16 protein-coding genes, 1 pseudogene and 1 riboswitch are annotated in these 15738 nt (G+C 64.6%); of the genes and pseudogenes, 11 read left to right on the top strand and 6 right to left on the bottom strand.

The annotated features are described in order from the left end of the window. Window positions 1-29 precede the first annotated feature (29 nt). Window positions 30-575, top strand: a complete 546-nt coding sequence (locus Q8N40_RS15125) for a DUF3617 family protein (RefSeq protein WP_305712368.1) — start codon at window positions 30-32, stop codon at window positions 573-575. A gap of 132 nt (window positions 576-707) precedes the next feature. Here Q8N40_RS15125 and Q8N40_RS15120 read toward each other — a convergent pair whose 3' ends face one another. The 4 genes from Q8N40_RS15120 to Q8N40_RS15105 are packed head-to-tail and all read right to left on the bottom strand — an operon-like array spanning window position 708 to window position 3561. After that, entirely contained in the window at window positions 708-2096 is a 1389-nt protein-coding gene (locus tag Q8N40_RS15120; protein WP_305712367.1) for an ATP-binding protein, read from the bottom strand. Window positions 2097-2106: 10 nt separating this feature from the next. Next, window positions 2107-2829, bottom strand: coding sequence for a response regulator (locus tag Q8N40_RS15115; protein WP_305712366.1), 723 nt, complete (start codon window positions 2827-2829; stop codon window positions 2107-2109). After that, window positions 2826-3386: a MarR family winged helix-turn-helix transcriptional regulator gene (locus Q8N40_RS15110; protein WP_305322421.1), complete on the bottom strand. Its 561-nt coding sequence runs from the start codon at window positions 3384-3386 to the stop codon at window positions 2826-2828. The genes Q8N40_RS15115 and Q8N40_RS15110 overlap by 4 nt, the downstream gene beginning before the upstream one ends. A 34-nt stretch (window positions 3387-3420) precedes the next feature. Next, window positions 3421-3561: a hypothetical protein gene (locus Q8N40_RS15105; RefSeq protein WP_305322422.1), complete on the bottom strand. Its 141-nt coding sequence runs from the start codon at window positions 3559-3561 to the stop codon at window positions 3421-3423. A gap of 221 nt (window positions 3562-3782) precedes the next feature. Between Q8N40_RS15105 and Q8N40_RS15100 the strand changes: the two genes are divergently transcribed. The 4 genes from Q8N40_RS15100 (at window position 3783) to Q8N40_RS15085 (ending at window position 7461) form a co-directional block, all read left to right on the top strand. Continuing rightward, the gene (locus Q8N40_RS15100) at window positions 3783-4862 is read left to right on the top strand and encodes a branched-chain amino acid aminotransferase (protein ID WP_305712384.1); all 1080 of its coding nucleotides are present in this window, start codon (window positions 3783-3785) and stop codon (window positions 4860-4862) included. Between the two features lie 226 nt (window positions 4863-5088). Further along, a complete protein-coding gene (hisS, locus tag Q8N40_RS15095; protein ID WP_305712383.1) occupies window positions 5089-6603 on the top strand; it encodes a histidine--tRNA ligase in 1515 nt (504 codons plus the stop codon). 110 nt (window positions 6604-6713) lie between these two features. Beyond that, window positions 6714-6917: a tautomerase family protein gene (locus Q8N40_RS15090; RefSeq protein WP_025590867.1), complete on the top strand. Its 204-nt coding sequence runs from the start codon at window positions 6714-6716 to the stop codon at window positions 6915-6917. Window positions 6918-7068: 151 nt separating this feature from the next. After that, window positions 7069-7461, top strand: coding sequence for a thioesterase family protein (locus Q8N40_RS15085; RefSeq protein ID WP_305712365.1), 393 nt, complete (start codon window positions 7069-7071; stop codon window positions 7459-7461). Between the two features lie 10 nt (window positions 7462-7471). Here the strand turns inward: Q8N40_RS15085 and proC are convergent, their stop codons facing one another. Both proC and Q8N40_RS15075 read right to left on the bottom strand, forming a co-directional pair. After that, complete coding sequence (proC, locus tag Q8N40_RS15080) at window positions 7472-8236, bottom strand: pyrroline-5-carboxylate reductase (RefSeq protein WP_305321093.1); 765 nt, start codon at window positions 8234-8236, stop codon at window positions 7472-7474. A 245-nt stretch (window positions 8237-8481) separates the two neighbouring features. After that, window positions 8482-8982, bottom strand: a complete 501-nt coding sequence (locus tag Q8N40_RS15075; RefSeq protein ID WP_305321091.1) for a YbjN domain-containing protein — start codon at window positions 8980-8982, stop codon at window positions 8482-8484. A gap of 467 nt (window positions 8983-9449) precedes the next feature. Next, window positions 9450-9609, top strand: a riboswitch (FMN riboswitch). 68 nt (window positions 9610-9677) lie between these two features. On the opposite strand from Q8N40_RS15075, the gene Q8N40_RS15070 reads away from it, so the two are divergent. From Q8N40_RS15070 to Q8N40_RS15045, 6 genes and pseudogenes are all read left to right on the top strand, one after another. Continuing rightward, window positions 9678-10235: a 6,7-dimethyl-8-ribityllumazine synthase gene (locus tag Q8N40_RS15070; protein ID WP_305712364.1), complete on the top strand. Its 558-nt coding sequence runs from the start codon at window positions 9678-9680 to the stop codon at window positions 10233-10235. 132 nt (window positions 10236-10367) lie between these two features. Beyond that, window positions 10368-11576, top strand: a complete 1209-nt coding sequence (locus Q8N40_RS15065) for an MHYT domain-containing protein (RefSeq protein ID WP_305712382.1) — start codon at window positions 10368-10370, stop codon at window positions 11574-11576. A 158-nt stretch (window positions 11577-11734) separates the two neighbouring features. After that, window positions 11735-12598, top strand: coding sequence for a xanthine dehydrogenase family protein subunit M (locus Q8N40_RS15060; protein WP_305712363.1), 864 nt, complete (start codon window positions 11735-11737; stop codon window positions 12596-12598). A 14-nt stretch (window positions 12599-12612) separates the two neighbouring features. Further along, window positions 12613-13113 (top strand): (2Fe-2S)-binding protein, encoded by a 501-nt coding sequence (locus Q8N40_RS15055; RefSeq protein ID WP_305319498.1) that lies wholly within the window; start codon window positions 12613-12615, stop codon window positions 13111-13113. Next, complete coding sequence (locus tag Q8N40_RS15050; protein WP_305712362.1) at window positions 13110-15530, top strand: aerobic carbon-monoxide dehydrogenase large subunit; 2421 nt, start codon at window positions 13110-13112, stop codon at window positions 15528-15530. Before Q8N40_RS15055 ends, Q8N40_RS15050 begins: the two co-directional genes overlap by 4 nt. A 103-nt stretch (window positions 15531-15633) precedes the next feature. After that, window positions 15634-15738: pseudogene (locus Q8N40_RS15045) on the top strand (MoxR family ATPase); the annotation flags it as partial.

Below are 15738 nucleotides of genomic sequence, written 5' to 3'. Positions count from 1 at the left end.
ACGGAAGTAATTTGCCGGGAGTGCGCAGCATGATGCGACAGCTGGTTTCATTCGCTTTGGGCGCTTGTCTGTTGGTCGTCGTCCTGGTGCCCGAGGCCGTTGCGGTCGAACTGCCGGTGCGCAAGCCGGGCCTCTGGGAAATGAAAATGCTGCGGACCGGCGGGCCGGTGCCCGAAATGACGATGCAGCACTGCACCGACGAGAGCACCGACAGGGCGATGAGTTCGTCGTTCTCACCGGCAGCGAAGGATATGTGTTCGAAGAACGACATCCGGAAGACCGCGACCGGCTACGTCACCGATTCCGTCTGCAACGTCGCGGGTGTGACCATGACCTCGCATTCCGAGATAACAGGCGACTTCAATTCCGCCTACACCGTCAAGGCCACCTCGCAGAGCCAGGGCGGTCCGCCCGGCATGCCGCGCGACAGCACCTCGACGATCGAAGCGAAGTGGCTGGGCGCCTGCAAGGCCGACCAGAAGCCCGGCGACATCATGATGCCCGGTGGCGTCAAGATGAACATCAAGGACATGGAAAAGCTCAAGGGCCTGATGCCGAAGCCGGCGGCGAAGTAGCCCTTTTCTTACCTCTCCCGCTTGCGGGGGAGGTCGCGCGCTTTGCGCGCGGGTGGGGGCTACATCCGCGTCCGAGTGTGAGAGGCCCCCACCCCAGCCCTCCCCCGCAAGCGGGAGAGGGAGAAGAAATCACTACACCGGTATCCGCACCGCGGCCCGCAACCCGCCCATCGGGCTGTCGCCGAGGGTGATGTCGCCGCCATGCGAGCGGGCGATGTCGCGGGCGATCGCCAGCCCCAGACCGGTGCCGCCTTCGTCCTGGTTGCGGGCGTCGTCGAGCCGCAGGAACGGCTTGAACACTTCCTCGCGCATCTCGACCGGAATGCCCGGGCCGTCGTCGTCGATCGTCACCGTGAGGTAGCGGTGGTCGCGGTGGCCGGTGATCGCAATCGCGTTGGCGTGCCGCGCGGCGTTGGAAACGAGGTTGGCGAGGCAGCGCTTGAACGACGCCGGCTTCACGGTCACCACAGGCAGGCCGTGGAAGGTCACGGTCGCGGCATGGCCGTTGCGCTCGGCGTCGCTGCGCAGTTCTTCCAGCGCCAGCGACATGTCGGTCGGCTGCGCATGCTCGCCGCTGTCGCCGCGCGCGAACGCCAGATAGGCCTCCAGCATGCCGGCCATCTCGTCGACGTCCTTGCGCATGCCGTCGACCTCGGGGCTGTCGCCGATCAGCGCCAGTTCCAGCTTGAAGCGGGTGAGGATGGTGCGCAGATCGTGACTGACGCCGGCCAGCATCGCGGTGCGCTGTTCGATCGAGCGCTCGATACGCGCCTTCATCTCGAGGAAGGCGTGCGCCGCGCGCCGCACTTCGCGCGCGCCGCGGGGACGGAAGTTCGGCGCCTCGCGGCCCTTGCCGAAACTTTCCGCGGCGTCGGCCAGCCGCAGGATCGGCTTGATCTGGTTGCGCAGGAACAGCACCATGACGATCAGCAGGATCGACGAGGTCCCCAGCATCCAGAAGATGAAGATTTCCGAGTTCGACGCATAGGCGGCGCTGCGCTGCGCGAACACCCGCATCACGGCGTCGTCGAGCTGGATGCGGATTTCCACCAGATTGGAGCGGCCAACGGTATCGATCCAGAACGGTCGCGCAATCTGGCGGCCGAGTTGCACCGACAGCGTCTGGTCGAGCAGCGAGAAGAACGGTTTCGGACCCGGCGGCGGCAGGTCGCCGACGGGCAGAAAATCCACCACCAGTCCGAGCCGCTGCTGGGCGATGCGCCGCAGCTGCGCGCGGTCCTTGTCCTGGGGATAGACCTTGTAGACGTCGATCAGGGTGGCGACGTCGGCCACCACGGCGGCGGACAGCCGCCGCGTCACCGTATTCCAGTGCCGCTCCATGAACACGAATGCCACCACCGACTGCAGCACCACCATCGGCACGATCATGATCAAGAGCGCGCGGGCATAGAGCCCGGTCGGCATCCAGCTCTTGAACGCGTTGCCCATCCAGCGATTGGATGCGGAGACGCGCCCGGCGGCGCTGCGGATCAACGTGAGGCCGGTGTCGAGCGTGCTCATACGGGTTTGCTCAAGGCGAGGCGACCAGGCGATAGCCGACGCCGCGCACCGCCTGCAGGAACAGGGGATTGGCGGGATCTCTCTCGATCTTGCGCCGCAGGCGGTTGATCTGCACGTCGACCGCGCGCTCGTTGACGGAGCCGTCGCCGGTGAGCGCGCTGCGCGGCACGGTCTCGCCAGGCGCCACCGCGAGAATCCGCAGCATCTCGCGCTCGCGGTCGGTGAGATGGATGGTCTCCTCGCCCAGGCGCAGTTCGCCGCGGTCGAGATGATAGACATAGGGCCCGAACGCGATCTGCTCCAGCGTCTCCACCGGCGGCGGCGCGGTGCGCTTCAGGATATTGCCGATCCTCAACACCAGTTCACGCGGCTCGAACGGCTTTGCCACGTAATCGTCGGCGCCGATCTGCAGGCCCTCGATGCGGGCCTCGGCCTCGTGACGCGCCGTCAGCATGATGATCGGCACCGAGGACGAGGCGCGGATGAAGCGGGCGAGATCGAACCCGGTCTCGCCCGGCATCATGACGTCGAGGATCAGGAGATCGAAATGCAGGCCAAGCAGCTTGGCGCGGGCGTCGGAGGCGCTCGCCGCGGTGGTGACGCGGTAGCCTTCGCCGCAGAGAAAGCGCGACAGCAGATCGCGGATGCGGCGGTCGTCATCGACCAGCAGCAGATGCGGGGCGTCGTCGGCCGGTTGCGGCGGGGTCCGCGCGAGGGTCGCAGGCTGGATCACGCTTTATCCTTTGCGGTTGCGCCGCCGGCTTCGAGAATGGTCGCCAGCACCTTGTCGGGATCGTCGTGATCGATCATCGCGCGCAGGAAATGGCGGACGGTTTCCACGCCATCGGGCGCGATACCCGACAGTGCGTGGTTGATCCGGTCGGTCTGCAGGCCCGCGAGCTTGCCCACCAGCGCCTCGCCCTTGGCAGTGGCGTACAACAGGCGCTGCCGCCGGTCGTTGTTGCCGGTGCGCTGCACGATGTAGTCTTCGTCGAGCAACTGCTTCAGCACCCGTCCCAGCGACTGCTTGGTGATGCGCAACACGTTCAGCAGATCGGCAACCTTGAGGCCGGGATAACGGTGGACGAAATGCAGCACCCGGTGATGCGCCCGCCCGAATCCGAACGCCTCCAGTTCGGTGTCGGCGTCGCCGACGAAATCGCGGTAGGCGAAGAACAGCAACTCGATGATATCCCAGCGCAAGTTGGTCTGGCCCGGGGCCGGGGAACGCGCTGCGCCCGGCCTGGAATCAGGGTCGGGGGAGGATGTTGAAAAATTTATGTCAGCCATATTGACGTATCTTGGGTTCAATGTTACAAAACTGTCAGCCGCGACGAAACATTAAGTCGTGTTGAACGCGGTACAGTTCCAAAAAGGCCTCTGAAGGCCTGAAGTGGCGGCCGAGTTCGAACAAGGCTGCTGATTTGTTCACCGTGCGATTGTCGAGCGGCATTTCGACAAACATACTGGACTTCCGCCTTCCACAAAAGCGTGTCCTAAGGACGTGCCGGCGTGGCAACCGGCCTTGGGGTCGGGAGGGGAAAGCCAGGCGTAACCAACCGCGCTGCGGTGTCAGCGCAAGAACAGCGTCAATCCGGGAGAACGTCCATGGCAGTTTCGATCGAGCAGGCCCGCAGAGACAGGCCGACGCCGGACGTCGCGCCGGCTCCGACATCGGGCAAGGGGATGAGTTTGAAATTCGAGATCCAGCCTGCGGCGAATCCGACGTCGGAGAAAGACCGCGCGGCAAGGCTCGCGGACCCGGGCTTCGGCCGGGTTTTCACCGATCACATGGCGATTGTCCGCTACGATCAGGCGAAGGGCTGGCATGGCGCGCGGGTCGAAGCCCGCGCCAATTTCCCGCTCGATCCGGCGCTGGCCGTGCTGCATTACGCGCAGGAGATTTTCGAGGGTCTGAAGGCCTACAAGCGCGACGACGGCGGCGTGAACCTGTTCCGCCCCGACGCCAATGCAAAACGCTTCCAGAGTTCAGCCGACCGCATGGCGATGGCGCCGCTGCCGGAGGCCGTGTTCATCGAGGCGGTCGAACAGCTTGTGCGCATCGACCGTGCCTGGATCCCGGGCGGCGAGGGCAGTCTCTATTTGCGGCCGTTCATGATCGCGAGCGAGGTCTTCCTCGGCGTCAAGCCATCGGCGGAATACATCTTCGCCGTCATCGCCTCGCCGGTCGGCTCGTATTTCAAAGGCGGCCCCGCGCCGGTGTCGATCTGGGTGTCGGAGAATTACACGCGCGCCGCGATCGGCGGCACCGGCGCCGTCAAATGCGGCGGCAATTACGCGGCGTCCCTGCGCGCGCAGGCCGAGGCGATCGAGCATGGTTGCGATCAGGTCGTGTTCCTCGATGCGGTCGAGCGCCGCTATGTCGAGGAGCTCGGCGGTATGAACGTCTTCTTCGTGTTCGACGACGGTTCGCTCTTGACGCCGCCGCTCGGCACCATCCTGCCCGGCATCACCCGCGATTCGATCATCACGCTGGCGAAGGATGCCGGCATGCCCGTGCGCGAGGAAGCCTACACGATCGAACAGTGGCGCGCCGACGCTGCCAGCGGCAAATTGAAAGAGGCGTTCGCCTGCGGCACCGCGGCCGTGATCTCGCCGATCGGCAAGGTGTGCTCGGCGAGCGGCGATTTTCTCATCAGTGGCGGCGCCGCCGGCCCGGTCGCGATGGGGATGCGCAAGAAACTGGTCGACATCCAGTACGGCCGCGCGCCCGATCCGCACGACTGGATCAAGAAGGTGTTTTGAGCGGGGCTCTTTCTTCCCCCTCTCCCGCTTGCGGGGGAGGGCCGGGGAGGGGGTGCTTCCGCGAGACATTCTGTCGGGGATCATGCCGGTTCAGTCTGAACGGACGTCGAACGCAATCACCGGCCCCAGCCTCGCCCCCACCCCAGCCCTCCCCCGCAAGCGCGGGAGAGGGAGCGCAGCCAGCCACGGTTGCCGCATTGCATCCCGGCTGGTACCAACGCCGACCATGGCCGAAAAACCCAAGAAACCGCAAAAACTCCGCGCCCGCCTGCCGCGCGGCCTCGCCGATCTCCGCCCCGCCGAGATCGCGGCGACGCGCGCGATGGTCGGCAAAATCCGCGAGGTTTATGAACGCTATGGGTTCGAGCCGGTGGAAACTCCGGCAATGGAATACACCGACGCGCTCGGCAAATTCCTGCCCGACCAGGACCGGCCCAATGAGGGCGTGTTCTCGTTCCAGGACGACGACGAGCAGTGGATCTCGCTGCGCTACGATTTGACCGCGCCGCTGGCACGCTACGTCGCGGAAAATTTCGACACGCTGCCGAAACCCTATCGCAGCTACCGCGAGGGCTACGTCTACCGCAACGAGAAGCCCGGCCCCGGCCGCTTCCGCCAGTTCATGCAGTTCGACGCGGATACGGTGGGCAGCGCCTCGCCTGCGGCGGATGCCGAGATGTGCATGATGGCGGCAGATACGATGGAAGCGCTGGGGATCGAGCGTGGCCAGTATGTGGTGAAGGTGAATAACCGCAAGGTGCTCGATGGGGTGATGGAGAGCATCGGGCTTGGCGGCGAAGAGAATGCGGGACGCCGGCTGACGGTGCTTAGGGCGATAGATAAGCTGGATCGACTTGGCGTCGATGGCGTGAAGCAACTGCTTGGCGAAGGGCGCAAGGACGAGAGCGGCGACTATACAAAGGGTGCCGGATTGTCGTCTGAGAAAATCGGATACGTTGTGAAGCAATTCGATGGTGGCGTCGAAATTCATCCACCAACAATTCAAGTTAATGTCGCTACGAACGCGCCGGAGATCAATCCAACGATTCTCGAGCAAGGATATTCAGAGTTAAAGGAAATAGAGCGTCTCGTTGCCACTGCTGGTTATGGCGCTGACCGGATCAAGATCGACCGCTCCGTCGTCCGCGGTCTCGAGTATTACACCGGCCCAGTCTTCGAGGTCGAACTCCTCCTCGACACCAAGGACGAAAAAGGCCGCCCGGTGCGGTTCGGCTCGGTCGGCGGCGGCGGGCGTTATGACGGTCTGGTCTCGCGCTTTCGCGGCGAGCCGGTGCCGGCGACCGGTTTCTCGATCGGCGTGTCGCGGCTGCAGGCCGCCCTCACCATGCTCGGCAAGCTCGACATCACGCCGGAGTCCGGTCCCGTCGTGGTCACCGTGTTCGACCGCGACCGCATCGCCGACTATCAGAAAATGGTCGCGGCCCTGCGCAACGCCAACATCCGCGCCGAGCTGTATCTCGGCAACCCCAGGAACATGGGCAATCAGCTCAAATATGCCGACAGGCGCAATTCGCCGTGCGTGATCATCCAGGGCTCGGACGAAAAGGCCAATGGCAGGATCCAGATCAAGGATCTGATCCTCGGCGCGGGCCTGAGCGAAATCAGGGATCGCGAGGAATATCTGAAGAAGCAGACCGCGGCGCAATACGAGGTCGATGAGGGCAGGCTTGTCGAAGCTGTGCGCGAAGTGCTGGCGCGGCATGAGGTGAAGTGGGGATAGATTGAGGTCGTCATGCCGCCTTCGCGGTCGATGACGGCGGTGCAGGATGCGCGGTGCCTCGGAAAGAGGGTCGTGTTGTGGTGAAGTAGCAAAAACAAAGGGAGTGACAAATGCCTGAAATTACCGTGAGCATGGCCGCCGGCCGCACCGACGAACAGAAGGCCGGCATGATGCGCGACATCACCCAGGCGCTGGTGAAGAACCTCGGCGTCGACGCCGACGCCGTCGTGATCCAGATCAACGAAGCGCCGCTGGCTCACAAGATGAAGGGCGGCAAGACGTTCGTGGAACGCGCGGCGGCTGCGAAGAAGTAGCTCTATCGTCGTCACCGCGAACGCGGGGACCCATAATCCCGGGCGCCAGTTGTTTTGGAAGGTCGTCAGCCTTCCTGCTTCAACGCGGCATCACGCGGTGTGGGTCCCGGCGTTCGCCGGGACGACGCTTTCATCTTTCCCGGATATCCCCATGGATGCACGCGACATCATCAAGGTCGGCATGAGCGCCGAGCGCACCCTCGTGGTGCCGGCGGAGCGCACCGTCGGGCACTTCGTCGCGGGCATGCCGATGGTCTATGCGACGCCGATGATGATCCTGGAAATGGAGCTGGCGTCGGGCGACGCCATCCGTGGCCATCTGCAGCCGGGCTGGGTCACAGTCGGCACCGAGGTCGATATCCGCCATCTCGCCGCCACCCCGGTCGGCGCCACGGTGCGGACCACGGCGAAGGTGATCGCGGTGGAGCGCCGCGTGATCCGTTTCGAGGTCGAGGCATTTGACGGCGAGCGCAAGATCGGTGACGGCCGCCACGCCCGCGGCCTGGTCAACCTCGCGAGTTTCAACAAGCGGATGGGGAAGTAGACGAAGAGTGTTACTTCGCCAGTTCCTTCGACCGCTTCGTCGCCGCGGCGACCGCGCGGATCATCAGCGGCTGCAGGCCGCCGTCGCCCATCAGCACTTCCAGCGCAGCCGCGGTGGTGCCGCCTGGCGAGGTGACGTTCTTGCGCAGCGTCGCGGAGGAATCTTCCGAGCGATGCAGCAATTCGCCGGAGCCTGAGACGGTTTCACGCGCCAGCCTGGTGGCGAGTTCGGCGGGCAGGCCGGCCTCGACGCCGGCGCGCGCCAGTTCCTCGGCGAGCAGGAAGATATAGGCGGGGCCGGAGCCGGACACCGCGGTCACCGCGTCCATCAAACTCTCGTCATCGACCCACTCGACCGTTCCGATGGCGCGCAGCAGCGCGTCCGCGACCGCGCGCTGCGCGGCGCTGACCTTGTTCGACGCCACCGCCACCGTGATGCCGCGCCCGATCGCGGCGGGCGTGTTGGGCATGGAGCGCACCACGCTGCCGCCGCAGACCTTTTCGAGCGCGGCGATCGGGATGCCCGCCATGATTGAGACCACCAGCGTGGAAGCACTGACGAATGGTGTCAGCGCCGGCCCGGCCTCGGGGAATGTCTGCGGCTTGACGGCCACCACCAGTGTCGCGACGTCGCCGATGTCTTTCGGTGCGGGATTGAGCCGGATGCCTTTCGCTGCCAGCGCGCTGATGTCGGCGGACGGATGCGGCTCGACCACCGCGACCCGACTGGGATCGAGCCCGCCCGCCAGCCACCCCGTCAACATCGCGCCACCCATCTTGCCGGCGCCGGCGAGCACGATGGTGCCGGTGATGTTTTTCAATGCGTTAGCTGGGTTCGAAGCTGCCACGGCAAATTCCCATGTCGTCCCTGCGAACGCAGGGACCCATAACCACAGGTGGTTCTAATGAGGCGAGGGACGCGCGACAAGCATTTTACCCGAACGCGGACGTCACGGCGTATGGATCCCGGCTCGGAGGCCGGGACGACAGTGAATATGTTGCAGCGTCTGCGTTAGAGTCTTCAAGCCTCACCCTGCGTGTCGAACATCGCCGCGCTCATGGCTTCCGCGGCGTTCTTGCCGGCCCAGACCACGAACTGGAAGGCGGGAAAATAGCGTTCGCAGGCGTGGATGGCGCCGACCAGCATGCTCTCGCATTGCGCGGTGGAGGCGGTGAGCCCGCCCGGCAGCACCAGCGCCTGCCGGTACATGATCATGCCGGTATGGGTCCAGATGTCGAAATGCCCGACCCATAATTGCTCGTTGATGGCGGCGATCAGCCGCTGCACCTCGCCCCGGCGGGCGGTCGGAATCTTCATGTCGAAGGCGCAGGCCAGATGCAGCGCCTCGATCTCGCCCATCCAGGTGAAGGACAGCTGATAGTCGGTCCAGTCTCCCTTGGAGACGATGGTGACCTCGTCTTCGCCCGATCGCTCAAACGACCAGTTGTTGTCGGCGGCGATGTCTTCGACAACCGCGAGCGGGTTGTTCCGGGAATCGATGATGCCTTCGAGCAGGGACATGCCGTCTCGACCTTACCTTGATTTCGAAAGATACGATGGTTGATACGCACGCAGCAGGCACTCGCTGACATAACGCGTCGCTGCCGGATGCAAACCCCTGGATCCCCGTTGTGGTTTTCCCAAGCTTGCCTGGATCAAGTGATGTGATTTGCAGAATCTCCGCAACTGCACGCGGACTCCGTCCACAGGCAAAGCGGAGATCATCCACAGCTGATCTCGGACACGGTCATTAACCTTTGGAACAAACCGGAATCGGATTCGCGCCGGGCGAGTCCGGCGCACGGAATGCAGCTGTCGAATGGCGCTTGATGGCGAATAACGAATCGTTTTCAGGTGGTTAGAAAGAAGGTGAAGCTGGCGTCAGGCTCTGCGGACATGGGGAGCATGCAGTTTTTCCATGCGGAAGCCGCTTGCTGGCGTCCCGGCCATTCGCCATAGTTCCCGCAAGGCCGCTCATACCGGGCGGCCGATGTTCTCAGGGCGGGGTGAAAGTCCCCACCGGCGGTAAGGGTGACGCAGCCCAAGCCCGCGAGCGCCTCCTTTGCCGGAATCTCCGGAGAAGAAGGGTCAGCAGATTCGGTGCGATTCCGAAGCCGACGGTTAAAGTCCGGATGAAAGAGAACGGTCGCGACAGCCGCATTCCGCGCGGCTGCTCGTTCCGTATGCCCTGATTCTGGTCCTGAAAGAGGAAAGCCATGAATCAGATGTTGCAAGAACCCCAAGTCGAATCTCCTGAAGTCGAATCTCCCGAAACCATCGATCCGCCTGCGCCGTCGCATCCGCGGTTCCAGAAGCCGCAGCGGGTGGCCTTCGTGCAATCGTCCTGGCACCGCGAGGTGGTGGAGGAATGCCGGATCGCCTTCCTCGGGGAGATCGAAGCGCGCCACATCACCAATGTCGATCTGTTCGAGGTGCCCGGCTCGTTCGAAATCCCGTTGCATGCGCAGATCCTCGCCAAGACGCGGCGCTATACCGCCATCGTCGCGGCCGGGCTGGTGGTCGATGGCGGCATCTACCGCCATGAATTCGTCGCCGACACCGTGATCAAGGCATTGATGGATGTGCAGCTGCGCACCGAGGTGCCGATCTTCTCGGCGGTGCTGACGCCGCAGCAGTTCCACGAGAGCGCCGCGCATCTCGATTTCTTCCGCCGGCATTTTGCGCTCAAGGGCGTCGAGGTCGCGGAAGCCTGCGCCAATACGCTGCTCAGCCTGGAACGGCTGCGCGGCCAGGTCGCGGCAGGGATTGCGTAGCTTCGCGTCCCGGACGCTGCTCCGCCTCCGGGACACGAACTCCGGAGGGATTGATTGTCATTCCTCCCGCTGCGCGGGTAAGCTCGGCGGCGGGAGGAGGGCACGCCCGCGGCGACGGGCGGCCGAATGATGATGTTTGAAGGACACGATCCGTATCTCGTCGCGCTCTCGGTGGTGATCGCGATCCTGGGCGGCTACACCGGCTTCGGCCTCGCGGCGCGCATCCGCGGGACGCCGGGCGTCAGCCGTCGGCTGCTGCTGGCCGGCGCCGCCAGCTTCCTCGCGGTCGGCATCTGGACCATGCATTTCGTCGGCATGCTGGCGGCGCCGATCCCGGCCGACACCGTCTATCTCGTGCTTCCCACCATCATCTCGTTCCTGATCTGCGCGCTGGTGGTCGGCATATCCCTTTTCTTCGTCAGCATCGGCGAACCGTCGCTGCGGCGCGTGGTCTGGGCCGCGGCGCTGCTCGGCGCCGGCATCGCCAGCATGCATTATGTCGGCATCCACGGGCTGACCGGCAATTTTGCAATCGCGCACGACACCCCGATGATCCTGCTGTCGATCGGAATCGCGATCGTCACCGCCTATGGCGGCCTGCGCGCCTTCCTGGCGCGGCAGGACGGCGTCCGCCTGATCGCAAGTTCGATCGCGTTCGGCGTCGCGGTATCGGGCATGCATTACACCGCGATGCACGGCATGCATTTCGTCGCGCTGTCGGAGACGGCGCATCGTCATGCCGGCGGGCTGGCGGCATCGCCGCAACTGCTCGCGGTGATCGTCGCCGTGCTGTGTTTCGTCATCGCCGCCGGCTTCCTGCTGTCGCTGGTGCCGGATCCGCGCCGGCAACCCGTGACGGTCGCCATCGCGGTCGATCCGGCGCCGCCAGCGGCGATCGCCGATCCGCAACCGGCGTTGCGCGAACCGGCGATGCCGTCGCCCCGGCTGATGCCGGCGCCGCTCGGCGGCCTTGGCCAGCCGCCCCGTGCCGCCCCCGCCGCCCGGCTTCCGGTCGAGGGCGCCAACGGCACCCATTTCATCGATTCCGCCGAGGTGCGCAGCGTGCGGGCCGACGCGCATTACACAAGGGTGCATGACGGTACCCGCGAGCGGATGTGCCCGTGGTCGATCTCGGAAGCCGAAGCCCAGCTCGATCCCGGCCTGTTCGTCCGGGTGCACCGCAGCCACATCGTGGCGATCCCGCATGTCACTTTCGTCCGCAAGGAAGGCGATGGCGCCGTGATCGAACTCGACGGCCCGTCGCCGCACCGGGTGCCGGTGAGCCGGGCCAAGATCGCCGAGGTCAAGGCGCGGCTCGGGTTGGCAAAGCGGCATGCCTAGGGCCGGGTTAGGTCTTGGTCGCTGACGCATTTCGTGCGCCTCTTTCCGCATTTCGTGCGAATTTCGCCTCCCCGTGCCCTCGCGATTGCTGCAAAATAATTCCGGGAACAGCCTGCCATCAACGTCCGAGATCAAAAGGACGAATGGAGGAGGCAACCATGATTCCTGGCCCATTCAGCTATCACCGGCCCGCGAGCGTGGCCGATGCGGTCAAATTGCTCTCGAAGCTGGGCGACGAAGCCCGGCCACTGGCCGGCGGCCACAGCCTGGTGCCGATGATGAAGCTCCGGCTCGCCACCCCCGAGCATCTGGTCGACCTGCATGGCATCGCCGGGCTGAAGGGCATCCGCCGCGACGGCAACAAGATCGTGATCGGGGCCATGACCACCCAGCACGAGTTGCTGGCCTCGGACGTGATCAAGACCTCGCTGCCGATCCTGCACGAGACCGCGCTGTTGATCGCCGATCCGCAGGTGCGCTACCGCGGCACGCTCGGCGGCAATGTCGCCAACGGCGATCCCGGCAACGACATGCCGGCGCTGATGCTGGTGCTGGGCGCGGTCTACCGGCTCGAAGGGCCGGGCGGCGGGCGCGACATCGCCGCTTCGGAGTTCTATCAGGGCGCCTATTTTACCGCGCTCGAACCCGGCGAAATCCTGACCTCGATTTCCATACCGGCGGTGGCGGCCGCTCACGGCTACGCCTACGAAAAGCTCAAGCGCAAGGTCGGCGACTATGCCACCGCGGCGGCGGCGGTGGTGCTGACGATGGCCGGCGGCAAGGTCGCGACCTGCGCGATCGGGCTGACCAACCTGCACGAGACACCGCTGCTCGCCACCGATGCGGCCAACGCGGTGATCGGAACCAGCCTCGACGCGGCGACGCTGAAGAAGGCCGCAGCCGCGGCAGTGGCGATCATGTCGCCGGCCGCGGACGCCCGCGGGCCGGTGGAATACCGCAAGCATGTCGGCGGCATCATGGTGACGCGGGCACTTCAACGCGCCGCCGCGCGCGCAAGTTAAAAGGGGATCAACCAATGGCAAAAACCCATGTGACCATGAAGGTGAACGGCGCCGAGGTCGAAGGCCTGGTCGAGCCGCGCACCTTGCTGGTGCATTTCATTCGCGAGAATCTGCTCCTCACCGGCACCCATATCGGCTGCGAGACCACCCACTGCGGCGCCTGCACCATCGATATCGACGGCATGTCGGTGAAGAGCTGCACCATGTTCGCGGTGCAGGCCCAGGGTTCCGACATCACCACGATCGAGGGCGTCGCCAATGCCGACGGGTCGCTGTCGGCGCTGCAGGAAGGATTCCGCATGATGCACGGGCTGCAATGCGGCTTCTGCACCCCCGGCATGATCTTGCGCGCGCAACGGCTGCTCAAGGAAAACCCGTCGCCGTCGGAAGAGGAAATCCGGATGGGCATCTCGGGGAATTTCTGCCGATGCACCGGTTACCAGAACATCGTCAAGGCGATCCAGTACGCCGCCGCCAAGATCAATGGCGTCCAGTTCCAGGAGGCTGCGGAATGAACGACATGACTCCCACGCGGGAACAACGCGAAGCCAAGCTCGAAGGCATGGGCTGCAAGCGCAAGCGGGTCGAGGACATCCGCTTCACCCAGGGCAAGGGCAATTATGTCGATGACCTGAAACTGCCGGGCATGCTGCATGGCGACTTCGTCCGGTCGCCGCATGCCCATGCGCGGGTCAAGTCGATCAACAGCGAGGAGGCGCTGAAGGTGCCGGGCGTGCTGGCCGTCATCACCGCCGAGACGCTGAAGACCGTCAACCTGGCCTGGATGCCGACGCTCGCCGGCGACGTCCAGATGGTACTGGCCGACGGCAAGGTGTTGTTCCAGAACCAGGAAGTCGCCTTCGTCGTCGCCACCGACCGCTATGCCGCCGATGACGGCATCAACAAGGTGGTGGTGGAATACGAGCCGCTGCCGGTCGTGATCGATCCGTTCAAGGCGATGGACGCCGACGCGCCGGTGCTGCGCGAGGACCTCGCCGGCAAGACCTCGGGCGCGCACGGACCGCGCAAGCATCACAACCACGTCTTCGAATGGACCATCGGCGACAAGGACCTCACCGACGCCGCCTTCAACAAGGCCGAGGTCAAGATCAAGGAGATGATTTCCTATCACCGCACCCATCCGTCGCCGCTGGAAACCTGCCAGTGCGTCTGCTCGTTCGACAAGATCAGGGGCGAGCTATCGATCTGGGGCACCTTCCAGGCGCCGCATGTGATCCGCACCGTGGTGGCGCTGATCGCGAAGATTCCGGAACACAAGATCCACGTGATCTCGCCCGACATCGGCGGCGGCTTCGGCAACAAGGTCGGCGCCTATCCCGGCTATATCTGCGCCGCGGTGGCCTCGATCGTCACCGGCAAGCCGGTGAAATGGGTCGAGGATCGCATCGAGAACCTGACAGCGACCTCATTCGCGCGCGACTACCACATGACCACCGAGATCGCCGCGACCAAAGAGGGCAAGGTCACCGGCCTGCGTGTCCATGTGCTGGCCGATCACGGCGCCTTCGACGCCTGCGCCGATCCGTCGAAATGGCCGGCCGGCTTCTTCAACATCGTCACGGGGTCCTACGACTTCCCGACCGCGCATGTGGCGGTCGACGGCATCTACACCAACAAGGCGCCGGGCGGCGTCGCCTATCGCTGCTCGTTCCGGGTGACGGAGGCGGCCTATTGCATCGAGCGTGGCATGGACATCCTCGCACAGAAGCTTGGAATGGATCCGGCCGAACTTCGGCTGAAGAATTTCATAAAGCCCGAGCAGTTTCCGTATCACTCGGCGCTGGGCTGGGAATATGATTCCGGCGACTACCATACCGCCATGAAGAAGATGATGGAATCGGTCGACTACGCCGGCCTGCGCAAGGAGCAGGCGGCGCAGCGTGCCGCCTTCAAGCGCGGCGAGACCCGCGAGATCATGGGCCTCGGCGTGTCGTTCTTCACCGAGATCGTCGGCGCCGGCCCGTCGAAGAATTGCGACATCCTGGGAATCGCGATGTTCGATTCCTGCGAGATCCGCATGCATCCCACGGGGGCCGGGATCGCCCGGGTCGGCTCCAAGAGCCAGGGCCAGGGTCATGAGACCACCTGGGCGCAGATCATCGCCACCGAGATCGGCATTCCCGCCGACGACATCATGGTGGAGGAGGGCAATACCGATACCGCGCCCTACGGGCTCGGCACCTACGGCTCCCGCTCGACGCCGGTGGCGGGCGCCGCCATCGCCATGGCCGCGCGCAAGATCAAGGCCAAGGCGCAAATGATCGCCGCCTACAAGCTCGAAGTGCATGAAGGCGATCTCGAATGGGACATCGACGGTTTCAGGGTCAAGGGCCTGCCGGAGAAGACGATGTCGATGAAGGACATCTGCTGGGCGGCCTATAATTCGGTGCCGCCGGGCATGGAGCCGGGGCTGGAGGCGGTGAGCTATTACGATCCGCCCAACATGACCTATCCGTTCGGCGCCTATATCTGCGTGATGAACATCGACGTCGATACCGGGGTCTACCGGATCAGGCGCTTCTATGCGCTCGACGATTGCGGCACCCGCATCAACCCGATGATCATCGAGGGCCAGGTCCATGGCGGGCTGACCGAAGCCTTCGCGATCGCGATGGGCCAGGAGATCCGCTACGACGACGAGGGCAATGTCGTCACCGGCTCGTTCATGGATTTCTTCATGCCGACCGCGGTCGAGACCCCGCACTGGGAAACCGATTTCACCGTCACCCCGTCGCCGCATCATCCGATCGGCGCCAAGGGTGTCGGCGAAAGCCCGAATGTCGGGGGAGTGCCGGCATTCTCCAACGCCGTCAATGACGCGTTTTCGTTCCTGGGAAGCACCCACATCCAGATGCCGCACGACTACTGGCGTAACTGGCGGACGGCGAAGGAGCTGGGAGTGTTCGCGTAATGTCACTCATCGTCATTCCGGGATGGTCCGGAGGACCAGACCCGGAATCTCGAGATTCCGGGTTCGATGCTTCGTATCGCCCCGGAATGACGGAAACCGGAAAATGAAAACCCGCGAAGAGATCGCGCAAGCGCTGGCGGCGTCCGGCTATATTGCCGACGCCGAACTCGCGACTGCGATCTCGCTGATGCAGCTGTTGACACGTCCG

This window comes from Bradyrhizobium sp. (genome assembly GCF_030693485.1).
Classification (GTDB): domain Bacteria; phylum Pseudomonadota; class Alphaproteobacteria; order Rhizobiales; family Xanthobacteraceae; genus Bradyrhizobium.
Note: the sequence above shows the minus strand (reverse complement) of the source record. Positions and strands in the feature narration are given on the sequence as shown.